The 14,382-nt window shown below is 44.9% G+C and carries 14 protein-coding genes; 10 read left to right on the top strand and 4 right to left on the bottom strand.

Annotated features, from left to right (window positions below; translation table 11 throughout):
* Nucleotides 1-9: 9 nt before the first annotated feature.
* On the bottom strand, nt 10-1,047 hold the full coding sequence (locus ACHFJ9_RS19020) for a DUF3549 family protein (protein ID WP_256950338.1): 1,038 nt from the start codon (nt 1,045-1,047) through the stop codon (nt 10-12).
* A gap of 76 nt (nt 1,048-1,123) precedes the next feature.
* Here ACHFJ9_RS19020 and ACHFJ9_RS19015 point away from each other — a divergent pair, with 76 nt between their 5' ends.
* Both ACHFJ9_RS19015 and truC read left to right on the top strand, forming a co-directional pair.
* Nucleotides 1,124-1,438: a YqcC family protein gene (locus ACHFJ9_RS19015; protein WP_395355930.1), complete on the top strand. Its 315-nt coding sequence runs from the start codon at nt 1,124-1,126 to the stop codon at nt 1,436-1,438.
* A 4-nt stretch (nt 1,439-1,442) separates the two neighbouring features.
* Nucleotides 1,443-2,225 carry a tRNA pseudouridine(65) synthase TruC gene (gene truC, locus ACHFJ9_RS19010; RefSeq protein ID WP_017820755.1) on the top strand — a complete coding sequence of 261 codons (783 nt, stop codon included), beginning with the start codon at nt 1,443-1,445 and terminating at the stop codon, nt 2,223-2,225.
* A gap of 67 nt (nt 2,226-2,292) precedes the next feature.
* Here truC and ACHFJ9_RS19005 read toward each other — a convergent pair whose 3' ends face one another.
* From ACHFJ9_RS19005 to map, 3 genes are all read right to left on the bottom strand, one after another.
* Complete coding sequence (locus ACHFJ9_RS19005) at nt 2,293-2,676, bottom strand: DUF3461 family protein (RefSeq protein WP_005380322.1); 384 nt, start codon at nt 2,674-2,676, stop codon at nt 2,293-2,295.
* Between the two features lie 142 nt (nt 2,677-2,818).
* Nucleotides 2,819-5,443: a bifunctional uridylyltransferase/uridylyl-removing protein GlnD gene (gene glnD, locus ACHFJ9_RS19000; RefSeq protein WP_012841500.1), complete on the bottom strand. Its 2,625-nt coding sequence runs from the start codon at nt 5,441-5,443 to the stop codon at nt 2,819-2,821.
* Nucleotides 5,444-5,551: 108 nt separating this feature from the next.
* Nucleotides 5,552-6,430 carry a type I methionyl aminopeptidase gene (gene map / locus ACHFJ9_RS18995; RefSeq protein ID WP_005380326.1) on the bottom strand — a complete coding sequence of 293 codons (879 nt, stop codon included), beginning with the start codon at nt 6,428-6,430 and terminating at the stop codon, nt 5,552-5,554.
* Between the two features lie 384 nt (nt 6,431-6,814).
* Between map and rpsB the strand changes: the two genes are divergently transcribed.
* The 8 genes from rpsB to rseP all read left to right on the top strand — a co-directional run bounded on the left by rpsB (nt 6,815) and on the right by rseP (nt 14,373).
* Nucleotides 6,815-7,543, top strand: coding sequence for a 30S ribosomal protein S2 (gene rpsB / locus ACHFJ9_RS18990; protein ID WP_012841501.1), 729 nt, complete (start codon nt 6,815-6,817; stop codon nt 7,541-7,543).
* Nucleotides 7,544-7,675: 132 nt separating this feature from the next.
* Nucleotides 7,676-8,521, top strand: coding sequence for a translation elongation factor Ts (gene tsf, locus ACHFJ9_RS18985; RefSeq protein ID WP_005380328.1), 846 nt, complete (start codon nt 7,676-7,678; stop codon nt 8,519-8,521).
* Between the two features lie 147 nt (nt 8,522-8,668).
* On the top strand, nt 8,669-9,394 hold the full coding sequence (gene pyrH / locus ACHFJ9_RS18980; RefSeq protein WP_005380329.1) for a UMP kinase: 726 nt from the start codon (nt 8,669-8,671) through the stop codon (nt 9,392-9,394).
* A 100-nt stretch (nt 9,395-9,494) separates the two neighbouring features.
* Nucleotides 9,495-10,052: a ribosome recycling factor gene (gene frr / locus ACHFJ9_RS18975; protein WP_005385348.1), complete on the top strand. Its 558-nt coding sequence runs from the start codon at nt 9,495-9,497 to the stop codon at nt 10,050-10,052.
* A gap of 96 nt (nt 10,053-10,148) precedes the next feature.
* The gene (locus ACHFJ9_RS18970; protein WP_395355925.1) at nt 10,149-10,904 is read left to right on the top strand and encodes an isoprenyl transferase; all 756 of its coding nucleotides are present in this window, start codon (nt 10,149-10,151) and stop codon (nt 10,902-10,904) included.
* Between the two features lie 12 nt (nt 10,905-10,916).
* Entirely contained in the window at nt 10,917-11,759 is an 843-nt protein-coding gene (locus ACHFJ9_RS18965) for a phosphatidate cytidylyltransferase (RefSeq protein WP_048625888.1), read from the top strand.
* A 50-nt stretch (nt 11,760-11,809) separates the two neighbouring features.
* A complete protein-coding gene (gene ispC, locus ACHFJ9_RS18960) occupies nt 11,810-13,015 on the top strand; it encodes a 1-deoxy-D-xylulose-5-phosphate reductoisomerase (RefSeq protein ID WP_054574847.1) in 1,206 nt (401 codons plus the stop codon).
* Nucleotides 13,015-14,373, top strand: coding sequence for a sigma E protease regulator RseP (gene rseP, locus ACHFJ9_RS18955; RefSeq protein ID WP_017820751.1), 1,359 nt, complete (start codon nt 13,015-13,017; stop codon nt 14,371-14,373). Before ispC ends, rseP begins: the two co-directional genes overlap by 1 nt.
* Nucleotides 14,374-14,382: the final 9 nt, after the last annotated feature.

The following is a 14,382-nucleotide window of genomic DNA, read 5'->3' as shown; positions in this document are numbered from 1 at the left end:
GAACCTTTATTATCCCTTTGTTGCTTGTTGTAAGCTGACTAGCGCCTTTGCTAGTTCTTCAGATGGATTTGAATGTAACAGGGGCAATAGCACCATTCTTAACTCTGGTAGCATCACTAAATCGGCAAATAACTGATTAAATAGGGCTTGATTACCGGTTTGAGCTAAACGCAGCAAAAACTGTTCTGCTACCTTTTCATTGGCTAGTAAGTGCCAAGCTCGGCCTGCCACGCCAATCAGTACTTCCTGATGGCTTAAACGAGGGCTTTTTAATATCGCTTCTAACACTGGCGAGGCAATGGCTGCTGGTGCGCCAGCCAAAGCTCGAATAAGCGCTGAAAGTAGGAAGAGATCCGGTTCGCTACTTGCGATTTCTTGTTGTGCTTTGTCGGCGATACGCTCAGCTAAACGCTCTTGTAACTCTACATGCTCAAGCGCCCCCAACAGAGCATAAAGTGGTTCATTCGGTAGGTGGTTCAACGCCTTGCGTATCATTACCCCGTTTTGCTCTTTGTCCAAACGAGCGGCCATGTCGGTGATCCCTTGCAGACCTACGGTTTGCCAATTATCCCAGCCTAAACCACCAGAAAAGTAATGCTGAGTGTGCTCATAATATTGGCTGGTAGGAAGATCGAGGTTCGCGCGGACCTGGCTATGAAACACGGCCATTTTGTCTTCGGAAGGTTTGAAAGTGTATGGGTTATTAGACAGCTTTTGCTGTTGCTCTTCAGTGATATCATCATTGAGGCGTGTTCCCATGGCTTCCACTACGTATTTAATGAAATTGCCGATATCCGCTTGCTTTAACAAACCGCGCTCGTCCAATTCAAACTTTAGAAACCAAATCCAAGGTTGCTTTTGTTCATTCCAATAAGCGATGGCAAGGTGTGCTTTACGCTGCATTGGGAATGGGTACGGTGCTTGACCTTTTTCTACATCGGCAAACTCTTTCTTAGCGATGGTTTTGATACGACGACCAAGATCGAAGATTTGATAATCACAGCGGCTGTTGTTCAACAGTTGAGTGAGGGTTTGAATGTTTTCCATTAAATACGACGTCCTAACGTTCTTTTCACAAGAAATGGTATCATTCTCGGCTAATTCAAGGTTCGAGATAGAATTAATGGTAACAAATACTCAATTGGTCGACTTACTTCACCAACTTGAAACGCAGCTTAAAGAACATAAGTTGTGGCAACACACTAGGCCTTCAGAGCAAGCCTTACAAAGCGTGGAGCCATTTGCGATTGATACATTGCATCCTCATGAGTGGTTGCAGTGGATCTTTATAGACAGAATGCACGTGCTAGTGGAAAACATCCAACCATTGCCAAGAGGGTTTTCTCTCGAGCCCTATTTTTCAGAAGCGTGGAAGCAGGAACCGCAGTTCGCAGAGCTGCTTGTTACAATCCGAACCATTGACGAACTGTGTAAGTAAACGAATGCTAGAACAAGAAATAGCGCGATCTTCAGAACCAGTGGAACTGGAGATCGTTTATCAGGATGAATATTTTGTAGCGGTCAACAAGCCTGCCGGCATGTTAGTGCATCGCAGTTGGTTAGATAAACACGAAACTCAATTTGTCATGCAAACTTTGCGCGACCAAATTGGTCAGCATGTGTTCCCATTGCATCGTCTGGATCGTCCAACATCTGGTGTGCTCGTGTTTGCTTTGTCGAGTGAAGTCGCATCACAAGTCATGCCGATGTTTGCTGAACATAAAATGGAAAAGACATACCACGCGATAGTACGCGGTTGGATTGAGGAAGAGGGCGTCTTGGATTACGCACTCAAAGTGGAGTTAGACAAGATTGCTGATAAGTTCGCTTCACAAGAAAAAGAAGCGCAAGAAGCGGTGACGGAATATAAGCCGTTGGCTAAAGTGGAGGTTCCCTATTCGACGGGTAAATTTCCTACAACGCGTTATTGCTTAGTTGAGATGAAACCTAAAACGGGGCGTAAGCACCAACTTCGTCGTCATATGGCACATCTACGCCATCCGATCGTGGGTGATACAACGCACGGGGATGGAAAGCACAACAAGCTGTATCGCACAGAGTTTGATTCTCATCGTTTGCTACTGCATGCTTCAGAGTTACGGTTTGTCCATCCATTTACCGATCAAGAGATTGTCATGACGGCCAATCTTGATGAAACTTGGCAGCAATTGTTTACTCGATTTGAGTGGGATGAACCGATAATCGGCGCAGTTAGATCTAGATAATGATTGAGTACAAATAAAAAGGGTTAGCATCAATGCTAACCCTTTTTAATATTTAAGACTTAACGTTTTACTTTAGTTTTTCAAGATCTGCTTCGATCTCTGCGATCTTGCTCGAAACGACTTTTTCTAAATGACGAAGGTCTGAAAGAATTTTCTCTTTTACATCAACCTCAGGTTGTTTCGTTGGCTTAGTGATTTTATTCAGCTCATCAATGACTAATGTGAGGTTACGGTTGATTTCCGTTACTTCTTTATATTTGTGACTGCCACTATCAACAAGAACATTTTTGATTTGGCGTGGGTATTTGAATTTAACGCTTTTAGCGAACAGTTCGCCTTTTTGCTTGTGGAAATAGATCTTGAGTACGTCTTTGTGTGCTTCTTGGCGTAGGGAATAACGTTCAATCTGCTTAGGGTCGTGAATGCCCAAACCAGTGAGGTGGGGATACATAGGCTACCTCTATTACATCGAATTGATATTGATATAACTGTAGCAGCCTATGTATGAGCTAGATAGCTGATATTTAGCCAAAATGCTTAACTTGTGGGCAAGATCGCTCTCGCCCTGAACCGAAAAGATTGGCAGGTTTGATCTAAGCTGCGACCTCATCAGATAACTTTTCGATCAATCTCTCTCTTAGCTCATCTTGCTGTTCTTCACTTAATCTTCCCCCTGCATCACTGGTTAAAATAAACAAGTCTTCTGCTCGCTCACCAATGGTGGTGATTTTGGCACCGTGAAGGTTGATATTTAAATCAGCAAACGTACGGCCTACTTTGGCCAACAGCCCTGGTGTGTCTAGCGCGACAAACTCCATTAAAGTGTGTTTTTTACCTTTGGTTGGTAAGAAGTCGACTTTGGTTTTCACATTAAAGTGCTGAAGTTTGTTCGGAGTACGGCGCGTTTTAATCTTGGTTGGTCGGCCCGCCTCCAGTACATGGGTGAGGTGCTTAATCACCGCGGCATGACGGGACTCATCAATCGCTTCGCCATGTTGATCGAGCACCATAAAGGTATCAATCACGTGCCCATCTTTGCTGGTCATGATTTGCGCGTCGTGTACATTAAAATTACGCCTATCTAACTCCGCCACGACCGTCGCAAATAAAGCTGGCTGGTCTTTCGTATATACAAACACCTCAGTGCCGCCGCGAGTGGCTTTTTTGCTGATCAAGACCAAAGGCTTAGTTGGATCTTCCATGCGAAGTAAGTGTTCGCAGTGCCACGCGATTTGCGTATGGGTATGACGAAGGAAATAGTCAGCTTTGAAGCGTTGCCACAATACTTCAATTTCGCGCGCGGCAAACCCCTCTTTGCGCAGCATTGCAGAGGCCATTTGTTGGTTGTGGCGAATTCGCTCACGCACATCGACAGGATTCTCTAGCCCTCTACGTAAAGCACGTTGTGTAGAGTAATACAGCTCTGCGAGTAAGGTTCGTTTCCAAGCATTCCAAAGTTCTGGGTTGGTTGCACAAATATCTGCAACTGTCAGGCACACAAGATAATCGAGAGATTCTTCGTCTCTGACTTTTTTGGCAAATTCGGTAATCACATCGGGATCATAAATGTCTCGGCGCTGTGCGGTGACGGACATTAATAGATGATGCCTTACCAACCAAGCGACAAGTTTGGCCTCGGGCTTTGATAAGCCATGCTCAATACAGAAGTCGTAAGCCTCACCTTCGCCTATAACAGAGTGATCGCCGCCACGTCCTTTACCGATATCGTGGAAAATAGCGGCAATAATCAGCAGCTCTTTCTTTTGCATCCGTGGGTAGACGTCACAGCAAATAGGGTGCTTCGCATGATTTTCTGGGTCACTAAAAGTGTTGATATGTTTAAGTAAGCGAATACTGTGTTCATCAACGGTGTAGGCATGGAATAAGTCAAACTGCATTTGACCAACAATTTGGCTCCATTGCGGTAAATAGGCCGCCATAACCCCTAATCGGTGCATCAGGCTGAATGCTTTATGCAGAGCATTAGGGTGACGACATAACGCCATGAACTTTTCACGCGCAGCAGGAATGGTGTGCAAAAATTTGTTGAGCCGACGGCGAGCGGTGCGCAGCTGACGTAGTGTTGGTGGGCTCACCCCTTCAATGGTTGAGTCGTTCGCGATATGTAAGAACATATCCAGAATAGTTTCTGGGCGAGCTTGAAACAATGCGGGTTTCCGCGCTTCAATCAAAGAGCCACGACGTTGGAAGTCGGCATCGAGAATCTCGGCACTTTCTGTCGCACCACCATTAATGATCGCTTGATCAAAAAGTTTGAGTAGCATTTTATTGAGCTCTGCCACACGACGAAGTGTGCGATAGAACTCTTTCATCATCATTTCTACGCCTCGGTTGCCTTCACCGACGTAGCCTAGATTTTCCGCAACTTGTGCTTGATGGGCAAAGGTCAAGCGGTTGTCATAGCGGCGAAGCTCCATGTGCAGAGCGAAACGCACTCGCCAAAGGAAGTCCTGACATTCAACCAATTCTCGGTATTCTGCGTCAGTTAAAAATCCGTATCGGCTCATTTCCAGCAATGATGTGGCACCAAAGTGACGTCGGGCGACCCAGCTTAATGTATGAATATCGCGCAGCCCGCCAGGGGTCGACTTAATGTCTGGTTCTAAGTTGTAGGTCGTATCGTGGTAACGGGCATGGCGTTCTCGCTGCTCTTGAATTTTAGCGCGATAAAACGTTTCACTTGGCCAAAAGGAGTCTGATAATACAACTTTCTTCAGTGCCTGAAAGGTATCCTCGCTGCCACACAGTAGACGCGCTTCTTGAAGATTTGTCGCGACGGTCAGATCGGCTTTACCAATTTCCGCACATTCGTTAACGGTGCGAACTGCGTGTCCGACCTCGAGTTTTAAATCCCACAACAGCGTAATGAATTCGCTGATTTTTGCTTCTAGCGCGGTCGGTAGCTTATTGTTCGACAGAATCAAAATATCGATATCGGAGAGCGGATGCAGCTCGCCACGCCCATAGCCACCCACGGCAACTAGGGAAATGTTGTAAATATCTTTGAAGCCAAAATGTTGCCACAAACGATTCAGAAGCAGATCCATGTATTCTGCTCTGGCTAAAACCAAGCTTGTTACCGGATGATGATTGAGAAACTCTTGGTTTTGATCGGAGCTAAATTTCTCTAACTCTTGTTTGAGTTCTCCGATATTGATTTGTTCATCGGAAAAGGTAAGAGGGGACTGAAGTGTCATATTTGCCATCCGTGCAAGCTAATCTAGTTACAATCTAACAAATTTGTGGCAGATAAAAAATATCCCCGCCGAAGCAGGGATATAGTAAACAACGAGTGGTCGTAAGCTTTACGCGTTTTTCATTAGGCGAGGAATCGTATCGTCGCTACGAAGCGTCAGTACTTCACAACCTTCTTTTGTTACAACAATGGTATGTTCCCATTGCGCAGAGTTCTTGCCGTCGCCTGTGTAAACGGTCCAATCGTCTTGAGCGTCAACAGAGCAACCAAATTTACCTGCGTTAATCATCGGCTCAATAGTAAAGCACATGCCTTCTTTTAGTACGCGGCGGTCTTTGTTCTTGTAATGAACCACTTGTGGTTCTTCATGGAACTCATCGCCGATACCGTGGCCACAGAAGTCTTTCACAATAGAAAACTTGTTGCGAGGGTTGTTTTTGTTGTTCTCTTTGATGTATTTCTCGATAGCTGTACCGATGTCACCAACTGTTGAACCTGGCTTAACGGTACGCATACCAACATACAGTGCTTCTTGAGCAACCATACATAGACGTTTGTTTGCAGGTGAAACATCACCGACTAGGAACATCTTAGAAGTGTCACCATGGTAACCTTGAGGACGCACGCTCAGATCCGCATTTTCGTCATTTGGAACGATTACGGTAATATCAACGTTTAAGATGTCGCCATCTTTTAGTACCGCTGGCTTCATTTGACCGTTGCTACCGATTTCGTCTTTTTCTGCTGGAATACCGTGGCATACGATATGGTTGATTGAAGTACAAATCGACTTAGGGAAACCATGGTAATCAAGCGGAGCAGAGTATGCGCCTTTTTCTAGAGCGTACTCATGACAGATTTTGTTCAACTCTTCTGTCGTCACACCAACTTTGATGTGTGGTTCGATCATTTCTAGAATCTCTGCGGCCAGCTTGCCCGCAATGCGCATGCGTTCTATTTCTTCAGCAGTTTTAATCTTGATTGACATTGGCTTTCTCTACTTATTCCTAAGCACGTAAACGTGCGAATGGCCGCATTCTATCAGACATCGGGGCGTTAACCCAAGTTAGATAGGAATATGCATCATTCTTAATTCGATCGTATGTTTAAAGTTTTGCTTATAAATAGGAGAAAGTGGCACGGTGAAGAAATAATTTTTACTAGCCACAGTGAGCTAAAATATGGTATAAAGCGCGCCGGAATAGAGGACTGTTCTCTTCGTTTAGCAAAGCTAAGCGGCGAAGCAAGCTTCATCCGAATAACCTTTTATCTTTAAATCACACACATTCCGTCACATATTCCGGGGTGCTGAGCAGAAGCTTGGTCGGAGTTATGGGGAATGTGGAGGCCTAACCCCATAGAGGAATTTAAAATGGCAACTGTATCAATGCGCGATATGCTAAAAGCTGGTGTTCACTTTGGTCACCAGACTCGTTACTGGAACCCAAAAATGAAGCCATTCATCTTTGGCGCTCGTAACAAAGTTCATATCATCAACCTAGAAAAAACTGTACCAATGTTCAACGACGCTCTAGCTGAACTAGCTAAAGTTGGCGAGAAGAAAGGTAAAGTTCTATTCGTAGGTACTAAGCGCGCTGCATCTGAAGCTGTTAAAGAAGCTGCAATCGCAAGCAACCAGTTTTACGTAAACAACCGCTGGTTAGGCGGTATGCTTACAAACTACAAAACAGTTCGTCAGTCTATCAAGCGTCTAAAAGATCTAGAGACTCAATCTCAAGACGGTACTTTTGACAAACTAACTAAGAAAGAAGCTCTAATGCGTACTCGCGAAATGGAGAAGCTAGAGAAATCTCTTGGTGGTATCAAAGACATGGGCGGCCTACCAGACGCTCTATTCGTAATCGACGCTGATCACGAACACATTGCAATTAAAGAAGCTAACAACCTAGGTATTCCAGTATACGCTGTGGTAGATACTAACTCTAACCCAGACGGCGTTGACTACGTAATCCCAGGTAACGACGACGCGATCCGCGCTGTACAGCTATACCTGAACGCTGCTGCTTCAGCAGTATCTGAAGGTCGTAACAAAGACGTAGCTGCAGTTGCTGAAAAAGACGGTTTCGTAGAAGCTGAATAATAGCGGCTCTGTGTCACACTTGGTCTATGTGAAACCTTTGTGTAGCATAAACTAAGTTATAGTTAGCAATGGGGGCCGACAATGTTAGGCCCCTGTTTTTTACCTTATTTCGAATCAAACGAGGAATACAGAATGGCAACTGTAACTGCTGCTCTAGTTAAAGAACTTCGCGAGCGTACTGGCGCTGGCATGATGGAATGTAAGAAAGCGCTTGTAGAAGCAAACGCTGACATCGAACTAGCAATTGAAAACATGCGTAAATCTGGCGCAGCGAAAGCAGCTAAGAAAGCTGGTAACGTTGCAGCTGAAGGCGCAATCATCATCAAAGAAGAAAACGGCGTTGCTGTTCTTCTTGAAGTTAACTGCCAAACTGACTTCGTTGCTAAAGACGGTAACTTCACTGCATTCGCAGAAGAAGTTGCAGCTGCAGCTCTAGCTTCAAAAGCTTCTGTTGAAGAACTACAAGCACAATTCGAAGACGCACGTGTAGCTCTAGTAGCTAAAATCGGTGAAAACATCACTATCCGTCGCGTAGAATACGTTCAAGGCACTGCAATCGCTTCTTACCGTCACGGTGAGAAAATCGGTGTTGTTGTTGCTGGTGAAGGCGACGCAGAAACTCTTAAGCACGTTGCAATGCACGTTGCTGCTTCTAAGCCAGAGTTCGTTAACCCAGAAGACGTACCAGCTGACGTAGTAGAAAAAGAGAAAGCGGTTCAAGTTGAAATCGCAATGAACGAAGGCAAGCCTGCTGAAATCGCTGAGAAGATGGTTGTTGGCCGAATGAAGAAATTCACTGGCGAGATCTCTCTAACAGGTCAAGCTTTCATCATGGAGCCTAAGAAAACTGTAGGCGAAATGCTGAAAGAAAAAGGCGCTTCAGTTTCTACGTTCGTTCGCCTAGAAGTAGGTGAAGGTATCGAGAAGAAAGAAGAAATGAGCTTCGCTGAAGAAGTTGCAGCAGCTCAAAAAGGTTAATCCTTAGAGACTGTATAAAGATTAGACCGTAGCCAAGGCTGCGGTCTTTTTATGAGCAGTGAACGATTAGCCGTGATGAATAGCCATAACTGAAGTTGTGTCTATTCATGACTGTTAATCAACAACTCTCTTTGGAAGGTAAACTCCATGACTACGAACCCTAAACCAGCGTATCAACGTATTCTATTAAAACTGAGTGGTGAAGCTCTTCAAGGTGAAGACGGTTTTGGTATTGATCCTGCGGTCCTTGATCGTATGGCACAAGAAGTGAAAGAACTGGTTGAACTGGGTGTTCAGGTTGGTGTAGTTATCGGTGGCGGTAACTTGTTCCGTGGTGCAGGCCTAGCTGAAGCTGGTATGAACCGCGTAGTTGGTGACCACATGGGTATGCTTGCTACAGTAATGAATGGCCTAGCGATGCGTGATGCTCTTCACCGTGCATACGTAAATGCGCGCGTTATGTCTGCAATCCCTCTAAAAGGCGTATGTGACGACTATAATTGGGCTGATGCGATCCGTGAGCTTCGCCAAGGCCGAGTTGTCATCTTCTCTGCTGGTACTGGTAACCCGTTCTTTACAACGGATTCTGCTGCTTGTTTACGTGGTATCGAAATTGAAGCGGATGTCGTACTAAAAGCGACGAAAGTTGATGGTGTATTTACTGCTGACCCTGTAGCAAACCCAGACGCAGAGCTGTATGATAAGCTATCTTATGCAGAAGTTCTGGATAAAGAGCTGAAAGTTATGGACTTGGCGGCGTTTACGCTAGCTCGTGACCACAAAATGCCAATCCGCGTATTTAATATGAACAAGCCAGGCGCACTACGTCGCGTGGTAATGGGCGAAGCAGAAGGCACGCTCATCAACGAATAAGCTTGGCTTAAGGTGCCACTCCAAAGCGTTAGGGTGGTGCTTGCTTTGCTCAACCGTTTTAGGCTTTCTTCAGGAAAGATGACATTTTTAAGGTGAAACTGTGATTAACGAAATCAAAAAAGACGCGCAAGAGCGCATGGATAAAAGCGTTGAAGCGCTTAAGAACAACCTTTCTAAAATTCGTACAGGTCGTGCACACCCAAGCCTACTATCTGGTATTTCTGTAGAATACTACGGTGCAGCAACACCTCTAAACCAAGTAGCAAACGTTGTTGCTGAAGATGCACGTACACTTGCAATCACGGTTTTTGATAAAGAGCTGACCCCGAAAGTAGAAAAAGCGATCATGACGTCTGACCTTGGTCTAAACCCTATGTCTGCTGGTACTATCATCCGTGTTCCACTTCCACCGCTAACGGAAGAGCGTCGTAAAGACCTAGTTAAGATCGTTCGTGGTGAAGCTGAAGGTGGTCGTGTTGCTGTTCGTAACATCCGTCGTGACGCAAACAACGATCTTAAAGCGCTTCTAAAAGATAAAGAAATCTCTGAAGATGAAGACCGTAAAGCACAAGACGAAATTCAAAAGCTAACTGACGTTGCAGTTAAGAAGATCGATGAAGTTCTTGCTGCAAAAGAAAAAGAGTTGATGGAAGTTTAATACTCCCACACACATCACTGTTGGAAAACGCTGTGCTCACAGCTCAGCGTTTTTTTATGTTAGTCTATCCAACTGATGGAACTCAATTAACTCCCTATGCAAAATTCTCAAGCCTTCTCTGATTCCCTTCCTAAGCATATTGCCATCATTATGGACGGTAATGGCCGTTGGGCTAAGTCCAAAGGAAAACCTCGCGTATTTGGTCATAAAAAAGGCGTTAGTGCCGTTCGTAAGACCGTGGCTGCTGCTTCAAAACTAGGCATTAGAGCCATGACGCTGTTTGCTTTTAGTAGTGAAAACTGGCGTCGTCCGGAGGAAGAAGTGGGTCTTTTGATGGAACTGTTTATCACGGTCCTGTCTAGTGAAGTAAAAAAACTACACAAAAATAACTTACGGTTGCGCGTGATCGGTGATACCAGTCGATTTAGTGAGCGTCTACAAAAGAAGATTGTAGAAGCTGAAAATCTAACGGCAGGTAACACGGGGATGGTGATCAACATTGCAGCCAATTATGGCGGTAAGTGGGACATCACAGAAGCGGCCAAAACGTTAGCGTTAAAAGCACGTAACGGTGAGATTCGTGTAGAGGATATCAATGAGCAGCTAATCACTGAGCATTTGACCATGGCAGACTTACCTGAAGTGGATCTTTTGATTCGTACCAGTGGAGAGTGTCGCATCAGCAACTTTATGTTGTGGCAAATGGCTTATGCAGAAATGTACTTTACACCCGAGTATTGGCCGGAATTCGACGAAGACAGCTTAGTTGAAGCTGTAACTTGGTTTATCAATCGAGAACGTCGTTTTGGCTGTACAGGTGAACAAATAAAGGCATTGATGGCAGCTCAATAAGGACTAGTTAGTTTGAAACAGAGAATAATAACAGCACTAATTTTAGCTCCCCTGGTTATTTTAGGCATTTTTAAATTACCCCTAATGGGCTTTATTGCCGCTTTAACTGCAATTACCCTATTAGGTTTTTGGGAGTGGACTCAATTTACAGGAAGCAACTCTCGCTTTGCTGCCCTCGTTCCGGCAGTCATTGTTACCGGACTTAGTTTTCTATATATTTCGCCTGACGCACATAGCCTCAACCATTTAGCAACGCCTCATTATGTTGTGCTGGGCCTTGGTTTTGTTTGGTGGATTATTGCTAGCTTAATGGCGATTACTTATCCCAAAACGACGAAATCTTGGCAAAATAATTTTGTTTTACGCCATGTGTTTGGTTTTCTGACATTAATTCCATTCCTTTGGAGTGTAGTTATTCTTAGAGCTCATGACATTACGGTAGATCCATACCACGGAGCAAAGCTCGTGTTATACGTTTGTTTCTTGGTATGGGCTGCAGATAGTGGTGCTTACTTTGCAGGCAAAAGCTTAGGCAAACGTAAAATGGCGCCACATGTCAGTCCGAATAAAACCATTGAAGGGCTTATTGGCGGCATTATCACGGCATTGATCGTGGCGTGGGCATTTGCTGATTGGTTTGATATTCAGTTCTCCAGTCCTGTCCATATGGTGCTGATTACGCTAGTGACTGTCGTTATTTCAGTGCTTGGTGATCTGGTTGAAAGTATGTTCAAACGTGTCTCAGGCATTAAAGACAGCAGTAACATTATCCCAGGGCACGGTGGTGTGCTAGATCGTATCGACAGCCTAACCGCAGCATTCCCAGTTTTTGCTCTTCTTTACTACGTATTCTAATTTATCAGGAGCGGCGTCGTCGCTCCTGAGCTTTCTAACGGTCTTACAACATGCAAAAGTTAACGATTCTTGGTGCTACTGGATCAATTGGTGCAAGCACGCTTAAAGTGGTCGAACAAAACCCAGATCTGTTTTCTGTCGTTGCCTTAGCGGCAAGCACTAACGTTGAAAAGATGATCGGTCTATGTCGTCAGTGGCAACCTAAGTATGCGGTCATGGCAGATAAAGCTGCGGCATCTCAACTTCAAGCTGAGCTACACTCGGTTTCACCAAGTACCGAAGTGCTAGGTGGTGTTGATGCGCTATGCCATATTGCTTCGCTGGACGAGGTCGACAGTGTAATGGCTGCTATTGTAGGAGCAGCCGGCTTATTGCCTACTATGGCCGCCGTGAAAGCAGGTAAGCGAGTCTTGTTGGCAAATAAAGAAGCACTTGTAATGTCAGGCCAGCTATTTATTGATGCTGTAGAAGAATTTGGCGCAGAGCTACTTCCCGTCGACAGTGAACACAACGCCATTTTCCAATGTTTACCACAGCAAGTACAAACCAATCTAGGTCGTTGCAATTTACAAGAACATGGCATTTCTCATATTTTGTTGACTGGATCTGGTGGTCCTTTCCGTTACACTGACATCGCAGAACTGGAGCAGGTGACACCCGCGCAGGCGATTGCTCATCCAAACTGGTCGATGGGGCCAAAAATTTCTGTTGATTCTGCCACGATGATGAACAAAGGCCTTGAGTATATCGAAGCTAAGTGGCTATTTAATGCTGCTCGCGAACAACTGAAGGTGGTTATTCATCCTCAATCGGTAATTCATTCTATGGTTCAGTATCGTGATGGTTCGGTCTTGGCACAAATGGGAGAAGCGGATATGGCGACGCCAATTGCGCTCACCATGTCATACCCGTCAAGAGTGGAAGCTGGGGTTAAGCCGCTAGACTTCACGAAAGTTGGTGAGCTGACGTTTTTGCAGCCTGATTTTGCTCGTTACCCATGTTTAAAACTCGCAATTGATGCCTGTTATGAAGGTCAACACGCAACAACAGCATTGAATGCAGCTAATGAAGTCGCTGTTGATGCATTTTTAAATAACAGACTAGGTTTTACCGATATTGCTCGCATCAATGAGTCTGTGTTGAATAAAATCAACGCAAGCTGCAAAGCTGAGAATGCGAATAGCTTGGAAAGCTTGCTCGAGCTAGATAGAATGGCACGAACTATTGCCCTAGAAACCATACGCGAGCGTAGCTGATGACTGGTATATTGTGGAATCTCATTTCTTTTATCGTCGCACTGGGCATTCTTGTTGCCGTGCACGAATTTGGGCATTTTTGGGTTGCTCGCCGTTGCGGCGTTAAAGTTGAAAAGTTTTCAATCGGTTTCGGCAAGTCTATTTGGAGTAAAGTAGGCAAAGACGGAACGGAGTACAGCATCTCAATGATCCCTCTCGGCGGCTATGTGAAAATGGTTGATAGCCGTGTCGATGAGGTGCCAGAACATGAGAAGCACCTAGCGTTTGATAAGAAGCCGTTATGGAAGCGAACCTCTATTGTTGCGGCTGGCCCCATCTTTAATTTTCTTTTCGCAATTTTTGCCTATTGGCTGGTATTTCTAATTGGTATCCCGGCTGTTAAGCCTGTAATTGGTGAAGTTACGCCCAATTCGATTGTTGCGGAAGCTGGAATTGAATCTGGAATGGAACTTAAATCGATATCTGGTATCAAAACTCCGGATTGGGAATCAGTAAATATGGGATTGATTTCTCATATTGGCGATGATTTGATGACGGTAACACTAACGTCAGCGAATGAAGTTGGTTCAGAAGTAACGAAAACGCTCGATTTACGTGAGTGGAAGTTCGACCCAGAAACTCAGTCAGCGATGCAGTCGTTAGGTTTTACTCCGTATACACCGGAGGTGTATCGAGTTATCGAGCAGGTCTCGCAAGGTGGAGCGGCGGAAAAAGCTGGTGTGCTTCCAGGTGATGAGGTTGTCGCAATTGGTCAACAACGCGTAACCGAATGGAAGCAAGTGGTTGAAGCGGTTCGTTCTAATCCTGATACACCGCTTGAATTGACGGTGTTACGTCAGGGTTATGAGCAAACATTGACGCTGACGCCCGGTAGCCGTGAGCTAGCTAACAAAGAAGTCGTTGGTTTTGCAGGTATTGCACCTAAAGTCGCAGAATGGCCAGAAAGTTATCGCTTCGATCTTCAGTTTGGTGTATTCGAGTCAATAGGTAAAGCAGTAGACAAAACTGGCCAAGTCATTGGTTTGACAATCAGCATGCTTAAGAAGCTGATTGTTGGAGACGTTGGTCTGAATAATCTGAGTGGACCAATATCAATAGCCAAAGGCGCAGGCGCGACAGCAGATTATGGTTTGGTCTACTTTTTAGGTTTTCTCGCTCTAATTAGTGTTAACCTAGGTATTATTAATCTCGTTCCTTTACCAATGTTGGATGGCGGTCATTTGTTGTTTTTTGCAATTGAAGCAGTCATTCGACGTCCTGTTCCTGAGAAAGTGCAGGAAATGGGCTTTAGAATTGGTGGTGCGATCATCTTCTCGCTCATGGCGTTAGCGCTATTTAATGATTTTACTCGTCTGTGATAGTTCAGA

Source organism: Vibrio sp. D3, from assembly GCF_043995865.1.
Taxonomy (GTDB): domain Bacteria; phylum Pseudomonadota; class Gammaproteobacteria; order Enterobacterales; family Vibrionaceae; genus Vibrio; species Vibrio diabolicus.
Note: the sequence above shows the minus strand (reverse complement) of the source record. Positions and strands in the feature narration are given on the sequence as shown.

Excerpts from the sequence above, each read along its gene's own strand:
- ACHFJ9_RS19020 (WP_256950338.1), bottom strand. The coding sequence starts at position 1,047 with ATGGAAAACATTCAAACCCTCACTCAACTGTTGAACAACAGCCGCTGT.
- ACHFJ9_RS19015 (WP_395355930.1), top strand. The coding sequence starts at position 1,124 with ATGGTAACAAATACTCAATTGGTCGACTTACTTCACCAACTTGAAACG.
- truC (WP_017820755.1), top strand. The coding sequence starts at position 1,443 with ATGCTAGAACAAGAAATAGCGCGATCTTCAGAACCAGTGGAACTGGAG.
- ACHFJ9_RS19005 (WP_005380322.1), bottom strand. The coding sequence starts at position 2,676 with ATGTATCCCCACCTCACTGGTTTGGGCATTCACGACCCTAAGCAGATT.
- glnD (WP_012841500.1), bottom strand. The coding sequence starts at position 5,443 with ATGACACTTCAGTCCCCTCTTACCTTTTCCGATGAACAAATCAATATC.
- map (WP_005380326.1), bottom strand. The coding sequence starts at position 6,430 with ATGTCAATCAAGATTAAAACTGCTGAAGAAATAGAACGCATGCGCATT.
- rpsB (WP_012841501.1), top strand. The coding sequence starts at position 6,815 with ATGGCAACTGTATCAATGCGCGATATGCTAAAAGCTGGTGTTCACTTT.
- tsf (WP_005380328.1), top strand. The coding sequence starts at position 7,676 with ATGGCAACTGTAACTGCTGCTCTAGTTAAAGAACTTCGCGAGCGTACT.
- pyrH (WP_005380329.1), top strand. The coding sequence starts at position 8,669 with ATGACTACGAACCCTAAACCAGCGTATCAACGTATTCTATTAAAACTG.
- ACHFJ9_RS18970 (WP_395355925.1), top strand. The coding sequence starts at position 10,149 with ATGCAAAATTCTCAAGCCTTCTCTGATTCCCTTCCTAAGCATATTGCC.
- ispC (WP_054574847.1), top strand. The coding sequence starts at position 11,810 with ATGCAAAAGTTAACGATTCTTGGTGCTACTGGATCAATTGGTGCAAGC.
- rseP (WP_017820751.1), top strand. The coding sequence starts at position 13,015 with ATGACTGGTATATTGTGGAATCTCATTTCTTTTATCGTCGCACTGGGC.